The following is a 12846-nucleotide window of genomic DNA, read 5'->3' on the forward strand; positions in this document are numbered from 1 at the left end:
TCGTGGGTTTTCTTTTGTAACCGGGCAGTGATCGATAAGGCAACGGTGGTTCGCCGCCGCTGCCATAACGCGCGCTGCGTCCGTCCTCAGCACCTGATTGAGGGGTCTGCGGCGGACAACAAACGCGACGATTGGGGCTTCTGGGCGAACGGGGTCGATTACGACCTGCTATAACCTGTGGCGTGGGCCTTCAACGACCTCTGAGGGCCCACCCTCAACACACGTAACCACTGGGGCATAAATGGGGGCATTTCTCGGGTATCGGTGACCCAAGCGCCTGCTGTCTTTCCATGTTCTGATGAGCTGGCTGGGGTGGTAGGATTCGAACCTACGATACACGGTACCAAAAACCGCTGCCTTACCACTTGGCTACACCCCAACGGTGAGCGGCTACTTACGATTGTTGTTGGCGGGGTTCAAGGGCTTTCGAAGAAAAAATTCGGGCGAACAAAAATTTTTTTGCACCCGTCTCATCAGGTGTGCAGCAGTGCTGCACTAACCCTGTTTTCGGCTTGGCGGTTTGGAAAGCTCGGGCTCGATCCTGAACGCCATCAATGTCCGAATGGGACAGTGTATCATGTGGGTTTCAAGTACGCGCAGGGTGGGATCAATGGCGGTGAGATCGCGGCGGGGGTGTCGAAGATTTGCGCCAAAGACGGACTGCGTTTCGTGACATTCATGCTGTCGCCCTGCCGCCGGCATGCCAGCCTGGGGAAGGCAAAGGGAAGGATCCAAATGAAGGTGCTGGGCACGCCGGACCACAGGTTCAGTGACCTGCCGGACTGCGGCTTTGTACCCAACTACCTGATGGTGGATGACACCGAAGGCAGAGAATTGCGGGTCCACTATCTGGACGAAGGGCCGAAGGCTGCGTATCCGGTACCAATGATGCACGGAGAACCATCCTGGTCGTACCTGTATCGTCACATGATCCGGCCCGTCGCCGCAGCCGGACTCCGGGTCATCACGCCCGATCGTGCAGGCTTTGGAAAATCGGACAAACCTGTCGAGCGGACCGATTTTACCTATGCGCGCCACGTGTTTCGGTTGAGGCGGGTGTTGCGTCGCCTCGATCTGCGTGACACCACCCCGTTTCGTCAGGACTGGGGCGGGCTGATCGGGCAGCGACTGTGGGCCGAAATACCGGATCGGTTCGCGCGGATCATGGTCGCGAACGCGGCGCTGCTCACAGGCGACCAGCCTCTGTAGCGCGGCGTTCGCCGCGTAGCGCCGGTTCAGCCAGGAAACGCCTGAGTTTCGCGCCGGGCGAAACGTCCATGGCGGAGCGGTGTCCACGCTGTCCGAGGTCGAGGTCTCCGACTATGACGCGCCGTTCCCGGATGATGGCCACAAGGCGGGAGCGCATAAGTTTCCCGTGCCGGTGCCAGACCGGCCGGACGACCGGGAATCCGAGTCGAATCGCAAGGCCATGGCCGTCATCCGAAACTTACTGACGCCGGTCCTGACGGACTTTGGCGCCGAAGACCGGATATGGCCGGCGCGGACCGCGTGTTTCAGGAACTCTGTCCGAGTGCCGCAGGACAGCCGCATCTACGTCAGCCCAAAGCCGGGCATCCTCTGCAGGAGGATGTACCCGAAGCGCTTGTTAAAACCTTATTGGGTTTTGTCCGGCGCACGTCCTGATCCCGGTTATTCGCGGATTTCGTTCGGGTCCACGCCCCATAGGTTGCTTTTGGGCGCCCAGCCGCCATAGCCGCCGGCCGAAATGCGACACCAGTCAATGTTGCAACTGCCTAGGCGGGCCACCACGCCGGATTCGAATTGCGCATTGATCAGTGCGCCCGGATCGGGGCTGGCGCGCACCGGCAGCATGTCGGCTTCGACCAGGACGGTGCGAACGCCTGACAGCAGGGCATAATGCACCCAGCCTCCGGCACCGTCGCGGTCTTGAACTTTACGCCAGTTGCCGTATTCGGCCACCACCTGCAGCGGCATGCCGCGCCTTTTGAACACCCAGTCGATCCGGTGGGTCAGCGACGGGCCGCGGCGCACGTTGGCCTCGGCGGCCTTCATCGAGACATAGCGTGGAATCGGTAGGTTGGTGACCTGGCCGCGGACCTGCTCCGCATGGGCGGAAGAAACGCCGAGACCACTGAACAGCGCCGTCACAATGCCCAGAAGCGGGCGTTTCAGCCGGAAAAAAGCGCTCACTGCCTGCTCTTACGCCTGTCGATCGTGATTCAAAAAGGTGGGGATGATGCCCCAGGGGTTCTTGTGCCCCAACTGATCCTGCGCCACGATGCCATGGCGCGCGTCGGATTGCAAAGCAGTAGGAGGGCTGAGGTGCCGAGAGAACGTCTGAGTGTTGTTGTAACGCGACGGTTGCCCGAAGTGGTGGAAACACGGCTGAGCGAGCTGTTCGATGTCAGGCTGCGGGACGATGACACGCCCATGACGCGCGACGAACTGGCGGCCGCCGTGAAAGAGGCCGACGTGCTGGTCCCGACGATCACCGACTCGATCGATGCGGGGCTTTTGGGCCAGGCCGGCGAGCGGCTGCGCTTGATTGCGAATTACGGCGCCGGGGTTGACCACATCGACGTCGCCACCGCCAGGCAGCGCGGCATTTTGGTGTCCAACACCCCCGGGGTGCTGACCGACGATACGGCCGACATGACCATGGCGCTGATTCTGGCGGTGACACGCCGCATCCCCGAGGGGCTTTCGATCATGCAGAAAGGCGACTGGGCCGGCTGGGCGCCGACCGCCTTGCTGGGCGGCCGCATCGGTGGGCGGCGTCTGGGGATTCTGGGCATGGGCCGTATCGGGCAAGCCGTCGCGCGCCGTGCCGCGGCATTCGGCATGCAGATCCATTACCACAACCGTCGTCGCCTGCGCCCAGAGATCGAACAGGAGTTGCAGGCCACCTATTGGGAAAGCCTGGACCAGATGGTGGCGCGGATGGACGTGATCTCGATCAACTGCCCTTCGACCCCGTCCACCTTTCACCTGATGAATGCGCGGCGGTTGAAGCTGATGAAACCCAGCGCGGTGATCGTGAACACGTCGCGTGGCGAGGTTCTGGATGAAAATGCGCTGACCCGGATGATCCGCGCGGGCGAGATCGCGGGCGCCGGTCTGGATGTCTATGAACACGGAACCGACGTGAACCCCCGCCTGCGTCAGCTGCCGAACGTCGTGTTGCTGCCGCATATGGGGTCGGCCACGCTGGAAGGGCGGATCGAGATGGGCGAAAAGGTCATCATCAACATCAAGACCTTTGAAGACGGGCATCGCCCGCCCGATCAGGTCGTGCCCGCGATGTTGTGAGTTTGCTCCCGGCCAGTCATCGCGCGGCCGGGATTTTTTTGGGGCCCGCTAGGCGCGGCCCACAGCAAATTTTTTTTCGGGAGGACTTCAGGATGCGTGTTTTGTTTTCTGGATTGACGCTTGCGGCGCTGGCTTTGGCCGGCCCTTCGATCTCACAGGAAGCCGCCGATGCCGTGGCCCCCGAGGCCGCCTCGGAAGGTCAGGTTCAGGCGCTGACCGAACGGGCCCTGGCCGCGCTCGAGGCCAAGGCGGCCGGTCGGCCGGTTTCGGCGCAGAACTGGATGGTAGCCGCAGCCAATCCGCTGGCGGTTGAGGCGGGTGCCAGGGTGCTGCGCAACGGAGGCTCGGCGGCTGATGCCATGATTGCAGTACAGGTGGTGCTGGGCTTGGTCGAGCCTCAATCGTCAGGCCTGGGCGGCGGCGCATTCCTGGTCTGGTACGATGCGGCCACGCAGTCTTTGACCACGCTCGACGGGCGGGAAACCGCGCCGCGTGCTGCCACGCCGACCCTGTTTCAGGACGAAAACGGCGAACCGCTGAAGTTCTTCGATGCGGTTGTAGGCGGGTTGTCGGTTGGAACGCCCGGCACACCGGCCGTTCTGGAGGACGCGCACCGGCGCTGGGGGCGCACGCCGTGGCCCGGCCTGTTCGAGGATGGCATCCGCCTGGCCGAGGAAGGCTTCGTGGTCTCGCCCCGGCTGGCCAGTCTGGTGGCCGCCGATGCCGAGCGTCTGTCGCGGTTCCCGGCCACGGCCGAGTATTTCCTGCCGGGCGGAACGCCCATTCAGCAAGGCCAGCGGCTGACCAACCCCGACTATGCCCGGACCCTGCGCATTCTGGCCCGCGAGGGGGCCGCCGGTTTCTATGGCGGCGAGATCGCGGCAGATATCGTCAGCACCGTCCGAAACGCACCGGGCAACCCGGGCGTCCTGTCGGGGGTGGATCTGGCGCTATATCAGGTGATCGAACGCGAACCGGTCTGCGCCGAATATCGCGCCTATGAGGTCTGCGGGATGGGGCCGCCGTCCTCGGGTGCGCTGACGGTGGGGCAGATCCTGGGCCTTTTGAACGGGTTCGATCTGGCGGCGCTGGGTCCTGACAGCGCCGAGGCCTGGCGGCTGATCGGCGACGCCTCGCGCCTGGCCTTCGCGGATCGGGGCCGGTACATGGCCGACAGCGACTTTGTTCCCATGCCCACGCAGGGGCTGGTCAATCCGGACTATCTGTCGGGGCGCGCCGCATTGCTGACCGGCCCCGCGGCCCTGACCGAGGTGGTGCCGGGAATGCCCGAATTCGATCACGCCCTGAACTGGGCCGACGATGTTTCGATCGAACTGCCCTCGACCTCGCATATTTCCATCGTCGATGCGGCTGGCAACGTCCTGTCGATGACGACGACCATCGAGAACGGGTTCGGCTCGCGCCTGATGACCAACGGGTTCCTGCTGAACAACGAACTGACCGATTTTTCGTTCCGCACCCACAAGGACGGCGTACCAATCGCCAACCGGCTGGAGCCGGGCAAGCGCCCCCGGTCGTCGATGAGCCCGACCATCGTCCTGCAGGACGGTGCGCCGGTTCTGGCGATCGGATCGCCCGGCGGCAGCCGCATCATCGGCTATGTCGCCAAGTCCATCATTGCCTGGGCCGACTGGGGCATGGACGCGCAGCATGCGGTCGCCCTGCCGCATCTGGTCAACCGCTTCGGCACCTATGACGTGGAGGCCGGGACCGAGGCCGAGGGGCTTGCCGATGCGCTGGCCGGGCTGGGGTTCGAGGTGAACGCGCGCGATCTGACATCGGGTCTGCACGCAATCGAGATCCGCGACGGGTTGCGCGGTGGCGCGGACCCCCGGCGCGAGGGGATCGCGCTGGGCGAGTGATCACGTCGCAGGGGCCGGGGATTGCCTGCCGCGCGCGGGCAATCTAGTCATTGAAACGCTTTGCGCAGAGTGGATCAGAAAAGGGGGATGCCATGGGCCGTGCAGCCACATTGGAGAGAAACGCGGCGGGGATCGAGACCGCAATCGGCATTCTCAAGCAGCGTTTTGGCGACCGCTTGCAAATCGGCGCCTCGGTGCGCGAACAGCACGGGCACACCACGACCTGGATCGAGAACCAGAGCCCGGATGCGGTGATCTTTGCCGCCTCCACCGAAGAAGTGGCCGAAATCGTTGAAACTTGCGCCGCGCACAAGGTGCCGGTCATTCCGTTCGGAACGGGCACGTCGCTGGAAGGGCATGTGAACGCGCCGGCGGGCGGAGTTTGCATTGATCTGGGCCAGATGAACCGGATTCTGGCCGTGAACGAGGGCGATCTGGACTGCATCGTCCAGCCCGGTGTCACGCGTGAACAGTTGAACACCCACCTGCGTGACAAGGGGCTGTTCTTTCCAATCGACCCCGGCGCGAATGCCTCGCTGGGCGGCATGGCCGCAACGCGGGCATCAGGCACCAACGCGGTGCGTTACGGGACGATGAAGGACAATGTCCTGAGCCTGGAAGCCGTCATGCCCGACGGCCGGATCATCCGCACCGGCCACCGCGCAAAAAAAACCTCGGCCGGGTATGATCTGACCCGGCTGCTGATCGGCGCCGAAGGCACGTTGGGGGTGATCACCCAGTTGACCTTGCGCCTGCATGGCATCCCCGAGGCGATCACCTCAGCACGGTGTTCCTTTCCGTCCGTCGATGCGGCCTGCCAGGCGGTGATGGCCACCATCCAATACGGTGTGCCGGTGGCACGGATCGAACTTCTGGACCAGCTGTCCGTCAGGGCCGCCAATGCCTATTCCGGCCTTGATCTGCCCGAGACGCCGCTGCTGCTGCTCGAGTTCCACGGCTCAGACGCGGGCGCCGCCGAACAGGCCGAGACTTTCGGCGACATCGCCGACGAATTCGGTGGGACCGGGTTCGCGGCAACCGCGACCGTGGAAGAGCGCAACAAGCTGTGGCAGGCGCGGCACGACATGTACTGGGCCTCGTTGCAGCTACGGCCGGGCGCGCGCGGGATCTCGACCGATGTCTGCGTGCCGATTTCGCGCCTGGCGGAATGCGTGACCGCGGCTCAGGACAAGGCGGCAGCGCTTGGCCTGTTGGCGCCCGTCGTGGGCCACGTCGGCGACGGCAATTTCCATACGCTGCTGCTGATCGACATGGACAACCCGGACGAGGTCGCCAAGGCCGAGGACTTCGTCGGCTGGCTGAACGATCTGGCCATCTCGATGGAGGGAACCTGCACGGGCGAACACGGGATCGGGCAGGGCAAGAAGCCTTACCTGACGCGGGAACTCGGTCCCGCCGTCGATTACATGCGGGCGATCAAGGCCGCGCTGGATCCGCACAACATCATGAACCCGGGCAAGATCGTCTGATCTGAACCGGATGGTGGGTCTTGGCAAAGGCAGTCGGGAACAGGTGAAAGAGGCGCGGCGCTTCATCGGTCGTCGGGTCCCCGAACCACCCGTTTTGCCGAGCATTCTCCGGCGTTGAGGGCGCGCAGGTCGGTTTTGTACCGTTTTGCGTCGGATGGACTTGGCGGTTTGCCATGCGCTTGGGCATAAACCTTGCCAAACAGACTCAATCCGGAGAGCGGGCACATGAAAACCCAAGTCAAAGCATTGATCGTTGGCGGCGGCGCCATCGGCACATCGATTGCCTATCACCTGGCCAAGGCGGGCTGGGACGATGTCATGCTGATCGAACGGGACGAACTGACTGCGGGGTCCACCTGGCACGCGGCGGGTCTGCTGCCGCTCTTCAACATGTCCTACGCGACGACCCACATCCACAAATACTCGGTGGATTTCTACAAGACGCTCGAGGCGGAAACGGGCCTGAATGCGGGCTTCTCGGTGGTGGGCAACCTGCGCATGGCCCAGACGCAGGAGCGTATGGACGAATACATGCTGTATGCCTCGACCGCCGAAACCTGCGGTGTGCCCTACGAATGGCTGAGCCCGGCCCAGATCAAGGAGCGGTGGCCGCTGGTGCGGACCGATGATCTGGTCGGCGCGATCTATCATCCGACCGACGGCTACATCAACCCGGCCGACGTGACCATGGCGATGGCCAAGGGCGCCCGTCAGCGCGGCGTTATGATCGAGCGCAAGTGGCAGGCCGATGCCTTTGAATGGAAAGGCGACCACTGGGACGTGACCCTGACCAAGATGGTCGAGAAGGGCGGCAACCTGGTTCCGTCGGACGAGCAGATCGTCGTCTCGGCCGAGCATGTGGTGACCGCCTCGGGCAACCACGCGCAGCGCACGGCGCGGATGCTGGGGATCAAGATCCCCGCGATCCCGGTCGAGCATCAGTTCATCGTCACCGAACCCGACGCCGAGCTGGTCAAGTTCCGCGAGGCCGGCAACCCCGAGCATCCGGTTCTGCGCGACGCCGACGCCAAGTGGTATGTGCGCGAGGAACGCGGCGGCTGGATCCTGGGCCCCTACGAGCGCAACGCGCCGGCCCGTTTCGAATATGGCGTGCCCGACAGCTTCCGCGCCGACCTCTTCCCGCTGGATCTCGAGCGGATCGAAGAGGAATACATGAGCATGATCCACCGGATTCCGTCCACGGAAACGGTTGGCCTCAAGGACGATTTCAACGGCCCGATCTGCTATACCCCCGATGGCAACCCGCTGGTCGGCCCCGCGCCGGGTCTGCGCAACATGTGGCTGGCCGAGGGCTTCTCGTTCGGTATCACTGCCGCCGGCGGCACCGGTTATTACCTGGCGCAGTTGATGGTCGAGGGCGAGGCCGAGATCGACATGGCCTCGCTGGACCCGAAACGCTACTCCAGCAACTGGATGACCACCGAATTCGCCGCGCGCAAGAACGAGGAGTGCTACGAGCACGTCTACATCCTGCACCACCCGGACGAAGAGCGCGAGGCCTGCCGCCCGCTGCGCACCGCCCCGGCCTATGACCGCCAGAAGGCGCGCGGCGCGCAGTTCGGCTGGGTCAACGGCTGGGAGCGCCCCAACTACTTCGGCCCGCTGGACGCGCCCGAGAATTTCGACCACGACGCCCGCAGCTTCCGCCGCGGCGGCTGGTGGCAATATGCCGTGGAAGAGGCCAAGGCGATCCGCAACGGGGTCGGTCTGATCGACGCCACCGCCTTTACCAAGCACATCGTCAAGGGGCCGGGCGCGACCCAGTTCCTCGACTGGTTCACCTGCAACAAGCTGCCCAAGGTCGGCCGCATCAACCTGACCTATGCGCTGACCGATCACGGCACCACCCGCACCGAATACACCATCGTGCGCCTGAAGGAGCACGAATACTACCTCGTCTCCGCCGGTGCCTGGACCGAGTATGACGCCGACTTCCTGCGCAAGGCGGCCGAGGACAAGATGGCCGAGTTCGGCTATATCGAGATCCAGGACGTGACCACCCAGTGGGGCGTCTTTGCCATCGCCGGGCCCAAGTCGCGCGACGTGCTGAAAGAGGTCATCAAGGACGCCGAGCCCGAAACCGCCCTGTCGAACAAGCGCTTCCCGTGGCTGTCGGCCCGCCGGATCGAACTGGGCATGTGCCCGGTCAACGCGATCCGCGTGGCCTATACAGGCGAGCTGGGCTGGGAACTGCACCACCCGATCGAGATGCAGAACTACCTGTTCGACCTGCTGGAGAAAGCCGGAGAGAAGCACGGCATGAAGCTGGTCGGCGCCCGCGCCCAAAACTGGCTGCGGCAGGAGAAATCCTATCGCGCCTTCGGCACCGAACTGGGCCGCGACGCTACCCCGCTCGAGGCCGACCTGCCGCGTTTCGTCGATCTGAGCAAAGAGTTCCACGGCAAGGACAAGCTGGTCGAGACCGGCGTTCGGGTGAAATGCTGCACCCTGCTGATCGACGGGCCCGAGGATGCCGACCCGTGGGGCCGCGAGGCGCTCTATACGCCCGAAGGCGAGCGTGTGGGCCGTCTGACCTCGGGTGGTTATTCGGTGGCCTTCGAGAAATCGATCGGCATGGGCTACGTCAAGCCCGAGCTGGCGGTGGAAGGCACCAAGCTGAAGGTCAAGATGTTCGACAAGCTGTGGGATGCGGTCGTGACCTGCGACAGCCCTTACGACCCGAAGAACGAAACCATCCGAAAGGACGGCTGATTGCTCCCCCTGTCAGGCGGCGCGTCCTGAATGCGCCGCCTGCGGCGGCCCATGCCTCCGGCGGAGGTATTTTCAAACAGAAGAAGCAGCCGGATCGAGAAATGATCCAGCCCCCCGCCTGTGGCAGGGGGCCTTCTCCTGTTGCGGTCATCGGCGCCTCCGCCTGTACCGCATCTCCAGACTTTCAGAGAATGGTAAACAAAACCCTTCTTCTGTTCAAAAATACCTCCGCCGGAGGCAAGCCTGCCCTTGGCAGGCTTTCCCGGTGGGGCACCTGGTTCAGTCCGAGGTCAGTTCATCGAAACATTCCAGCGCCTTGGCCGCATACATCATTGACGGCCCGCCGCCCATCTGGATGCTCATCGCCAGAACATCCGCGACCTCTTCGCGGGTTGCGCCCGCCTTGATCAAGGCTTCGACATGCAGCGAGATACAGGGCTCGCACCGCACCGCGACCGAGATGCCGAGGGCGACGAATTCCTTGGTCTTGTAGTCAAGCGTTCCGCCTTCCTTGACGGACTTGCTCAACGCGCCGAAGGCGCGGGCCGTGTCGGGGACCGCGCCGTTCAGGTTTCTCAGCCCCGATCGTGTGGCAGAGAGTTTTTCTTTCCAGCTCATGTGTAGCTACCCTTTTGAAACATATCGTTGTTGGCATGTGTATAGGGTTTTGGAGCTGTCTCCTTGATCTCGATCAGGTCGCCGGTTTTTCGGCGACAAGGGCCAGATTGTTTGCAGGCATCTCCAAGACCTGCACCAGTTCCAGCCCTGCGTCCTGCATCAGGTCGATCGTGTCGAAATCGTCCTTGTAGCCGATTTCGGGATCCTGCGCGGTCAGGGTGGCGTGGAATCTGGCATCGCCTTCGCTGGTCAGTTCCCCGGCCCGCATGAACGGGCCATAGAGGACGAAACGCCCGCCCGGGGCAAGGGCGCGGGCGGTCTCGGCGATGATGGTCTCTGCCTCGGGCTGGCTGATGAGGTGCAGCAGGTTGATCAGCACGATCAGATCCTGCCCACCGTGCCGGTCCGCCCAGCCACGCTCGGTCGCGTCCAGCGCGATGGCCGGGACTACGTTCGGCAGGTCGCTTGCATAGTCGTCGATGCTGGCGCGCCGCGCGGCGTCGATCTCGGTCGGCTGCCATTCGAGCCCGGGCAGCCGCTCGGCAAACGCAGCGACATGCTGACCGGTGCCGCTGGCCAGCTCCAGCGCGCGGCCTCGGTCGGGGGCGAACTCGGATAGCAGAGCGCACAGGTGTGCGACGTTCCTGCTGGCAGCCGGGGCGACCAGCCGGGCGCCATCGCCCGGAGTGGCGACGCTTGCGCACGGGGGAAGGGGGCGCCGGGTCATGATCGCAGTCGCGCAGGGGACAGCGCCGTGACGATCTCGGGCGGCAGCTCGGGCGGCAGGCCCAGCGCCAGGTCGGCGACCAGCCGCGCTGCCGCAGGTGCGGTCTGAAACCCATAGCCACCCTGCGCGGCCGACCAGACAAAGCTGGCATCCGCCGGATCCGGACCCAGAACCAGCGTGCCGTCGGGCGCAAAGCTGCGCAGACCGGCCCAATTGGTTTCCACCCGCACAACCGGGCAGATGACTATTTCCTCGTAACGCGCCAACCCTTCGGCCAGCACCATGTCATCGGCCCAGGCGTCCTGTGGGGCAACGGGGTCGGCGTCGGCCGGGGACACCAGCAGCTTGCCGGCGTCGGGCTTGGCATACCAGGTCTCGCCCGCGCCCAGCATCATTGGCCAGTGGCGCAGGTCATGGCCGCCGGGCGCGGGCAGGCGCGCCATCGAGCGACGCCGCGGCGTGATCCCGATCGGGTCGATCCCGGCCATCGTTGCCACCTCATCCACCCATGCGCCTGCCGCGTTGACGATGGTCCGGGCTTCGAATTCCTGCTCTGCCGTCACGATCCAGTGTCCGGCCTTGCGGATACCTGTCACCGCCTGCCCGGTCAGGACCGTCCCGCAATTGGCGCGGATCGTGCGGGCGAAATCCTGCAGGACGCGGTCGGTGTCGATGTCATGGGCGGCCTCGCTAAGCGCGGCGCGGGTCACCGTTTCAGGGTTCAGAATAGGGACATGCGCCAGTGCCTCTGAAATCGGGATTTCCGTCATGTTCAATTCGGCCACGTCCAGGGCGAACTGTTCGGCCTGATTCTGCTTGGCCAACAGCATCAGACCGCGCGGCGTCAGGTATCCGCTGTCGGCAAAGAACCCGGCACTGGCCCTGTTCAATGCAACCACCGAAGCGGGGCCATACCCCTCCTCGAATAGCGCGGCCGAGCGCCCCGAGGCGTGGTAGCCTAACGCGTCTTCGGCCTCGAGAACGGTGACCGAGCCGTGTTCCGACAGGCGGGCGCCTGCACTCAGCCCCGCGACGCCGCCGCCGATGACCAGAAAGTCGATCATGTGGCCTCCTCGAGCCTGTCGGTGGCGGGTGGCGGCGATACGCTGAGCGCGGTGATGCGGGCATAAAGATCGGGGGACATTTCGAAGGTCAGCGCGGCCAGCGACGGGTACAGTTGTTCGTGGCTGCGCGCCGAAATGATGGGGGTCGGCGCATAGGGGCTGGCGGAGACCCAGGCCACCGCCAACGTCGCCGGATCGACCCCGGTTTCGGCCGCCAGATCGGCCAACCGGGTCGCGGTTTCGGCCATCCAGTCGGCCCCGTAGCGGCTGGCATAGCGTTCATCTTCGGCCAGCCGCCCGCCGCCGCCGCGCGCATACTTGCCGGTCAGCAGACCGCCGCCCAGAGGAGAATAGGAAAACACAGCGATTCCCTGATCGGAACACATGGGCAGGATCTCGACCTCGGCCTGACGCTTGACGAGGTTGTACATCGGCTGCAGCGCGTCGATCGTCAGATCGAACTGCGCGGCGATCTGTGCGGCTTTCATCACCTGCCAGGCGGCAAAGTTGGACAGGCCCACATAGCGGATCTTGCCGGCCTGTTTCAGGCGGGCGAAACACTCCATCGTCTCGGCCAGATCGGTTCCGGGGTCGAACCGGTGCAGGTACAGCAGGTCGATCACGTCCTGCCCCAGTCGGGCGCGAGAAATGTCAAACTGGCTTTCGATATTCGCCGCCCCCGCGCCACCCGTGTACCCGACCTTGGTCGCAATCAGCAGATCGTCGCGCTCGGGCGCGATCATCTGGCCCAGCAAGGTTTCCGAGGCGCCATCGGTGTAGACATATGCCGTGTCGAAATGCGCGATCCCTGCGGCCCGGCAGGCATCATACATCGCTCGGCTCTGGTCCGCATCGGCGCGGCCGCCGAATTGCATCGTGCCGAAGGCAAATCCGCGCAAGGGTGCGCCGTTCAGGGTGGTAAGGTACTGGGTCATGTCTGCGTCCGATTGGTGATCGTTTGGACGAAACGCCGGAACAATCCGTCCCCCTTGTTTAAGCGGGGTTGAATTTGCGCATCAACCCATCAAGTCCCTTTCTGC

10 protein-coding genes and 1 tRNA gene are annotated in these 12846 nt (G+C 64.2%); 5 read left to right on the forward strand and 6 right to left on the reverse strand.

Annotated elements, in window-relative coordinates; translation table 11 throughout:
* Positions 1-304: 304 nt before the first annotated feature.
* Positions 305-379: transfer RNA gene (locus tag AC2FMN_RS07905), tRNA-Gln, on the reverse strand.
* Between the two features lie 191 nt (positions 380-570).
* Here AC2FMN_RS07905 and AC2FMN_RS07910 point away from each other — a divergent pair.
* Complete coding sequence (locus tag AC2FMN_RS07910) at positions 571-1209, forward strand: alpha/beta fold hydrolase (RefSeq protein ID WP_496687293.1); 639 nt, start codon at positions 571-573, stop codon at positions 1207-1209.
* 441 nt (positions 1210-1650) lie between these two features.
* Here the strand turns inward: AC2FMN_RS07910 and AC2FMN_RS07915 are convergent, their stop codons facing one another.
* Positions 1651-2139, reverse strand: a complete 489-nt coding sequence (locus AC2FMN_RS07915; RefSeq protein WP_496687414.1) for an SH3 domain-containing protein — start codon at positions 2137-2139, stop codon at positions 1651-1653.
* A gap of 165 nt (positions 2140-2304) precedes the next feature.
* On the opposite strand from AC2FMN_RS07915, the gene AC2FMN_RS07920 reads away from it, so the two are divergent.
* From AC2FMN_RS07920 to AC2FMN_RS07935, 4 genes are all read left to right on the forward strand, one after another.
* Positions 2305-3291 (forward strand): 2-hydroxyacid dehydrogenase, encoded by a 987-nt coding sequence (locus AC2FMN_RS07920; protein WP_496678522.1) that lies wholly within the window; start codon positions 2305-2307, stop codon positions 3289-3291.
* A gap of 92 nt (positions 3292-3383) precedes the next feature.
* The gene (ggt, locus tag AC2FMN_RS07925; protein WP_496687295.1) at positions 3384-5174 is read left to right on the forward strand and encodes a gamma-glutamyltransferase; all 1791 of its coding nucleotides are present in this window, start codon (positions 3384-3386) and stop codon (positions 5172-5174) included.
* Positions 5175-5266: 92 nt separating this feature from the next.
* Positions 5267-6664 carry an FAD-binding oxidoreductase gene (locus tag AC2FMN_RS07930; protein ID WP_496687296.1) on the forward strand — a complete coding sequence of 466 codons (1398 nt, stop codon included), beginning with the start codon at positions 5267-5269 and terminating at the stop codon, positions 6662-6664.
* A 225-nt stretch (positions 6665-6889) separates the two neighbouring features.
* On the forward strand, positions 6890-9397 hold the full coding sequence (locus AC2FMN_RS07935) for a GcvT family protein (RefSeq protein WP_496687298.1): 2508 nt from the start codon (positions 6890-6892) through the stop codon (positions 9395-9397).
* A gap of 279 nt (positions 9398-9676) precedes the next feature.
* On the opposite strand, the gene AC2FMN_RS07940 is transcribed toward AC2FMN_RS07935, so the two are convergent.
* The 4 genes from AC2FMN_RS07940 to AC2FMN_RS07955 form a co-directional block, all read right to left on the reverse strand.
* Positions 9677-10015, reverse strand: a complete 339-nt coding sequence (locus AC2FMN_RS07940; RefSeq protein WP_496687299.1) for a carboxymuconolactone decarboxylase family protein — start codon at positions 10013-10015, stop codon at positions 9677-9679.
* 73 nt (positions 10016-10088) lie between these two features.
* Positions 10089-10742 carry a DUF938 domain-containing protein gene (locus AC2FMN_RS07945; RefSeq protein WP_496687301.1) on the reverse strand — a complete coding sequence of 218 codons (654 nt, stop codon included), beginning with the start codon at positions 10740-10742 and terminating at the stop codon, positions 10089-10091.
* Positions 10739-11806 carry an NAD(P)/FAD-dependent oxidoreductase gene (locus AC2FMN_RS07950; protein WP_496687302.1) on the reverse strand — a complete coding sequence of 356 codons (1068 nt, stop codon included), beginning with the start codon at positions 11804-11806 and terminating at the stop codon, positions 10739-10741. Before AC2FMN_RS07950 ends, AC2FMN_RS07945 begins: the two co-directional genes overlap by 4 nt.
* Positions 11803-12741 (reverse strand): aldo/keto reductase, encoded by a 939-nt coding sequence (locus AC2FMN_RS07955; RefSeq protein ID WP_496687303.1) that lies wholly within the window; start codon positions 12739-12741, stop codon positions 11803-11805. Before AC2FMN_RS07955 ends, AC2FMN_RS07950 begins: the two co-directional genes overlap by 4 nt.
* Between the last annotated feature and the right edge of the window lie 105 nt (positions 12742-12846).

This window comes from Ruegeria sp. BHSC037 (genome assembly GCF_059613045.1).

Coding starts and splice junctions, on each gene's coding strand:
- AC2FMN_RS07950 (WP_496687302.1), bottom strand. CDS start 11,806: ATGATCGACTTTCTGGTCATCGGCGGCGGCGTCGCGGGGCTGAGTGCA.
- ggt (WP_496687295.1), top strand. CDS start 3,384: ATGCGTGTTTTGTTTTCTGGATTGACGCTTGCGGCGCTGGCTTTGGCC.
- AC2FMN_RS07955 (WP_496687303.1), bottom strand. CDS start 12,741: ATGACCCAGTACCTTACCACCCTGAACGGCGCACCCTTGCGCGGATTT.
- AC2FMN_RS07945 (WP_496687301.1), bottom strand. CDS start 10,742: ATGACCCGGCGCCCCCTTCCCCCGTGCGCAAGCGTCGCCACTCCGGGC.
- AC2FMN_RS07940 (WP_496687299.1), bottom strand. CDS start 10,015: ATGAGCTGGAAAGAAAAACTCTCTGCCACACGATCGGGGCTGAGAAAC.
- AC2FMN_RS07935 (WP_496687298.1), top strand. CDS start 6,890: ATGAAAACCCAAGTCAAAGCATTGATCGTTGGCGGCGGCGCCATCGGC.
- AC2FMN_RS07930 (WP_496687296.1), top strand. CDS start 5,267: ATGGGCCGTGCAGCCACATTGGAGAGAAACGCGGCGGGGATCGAGACC.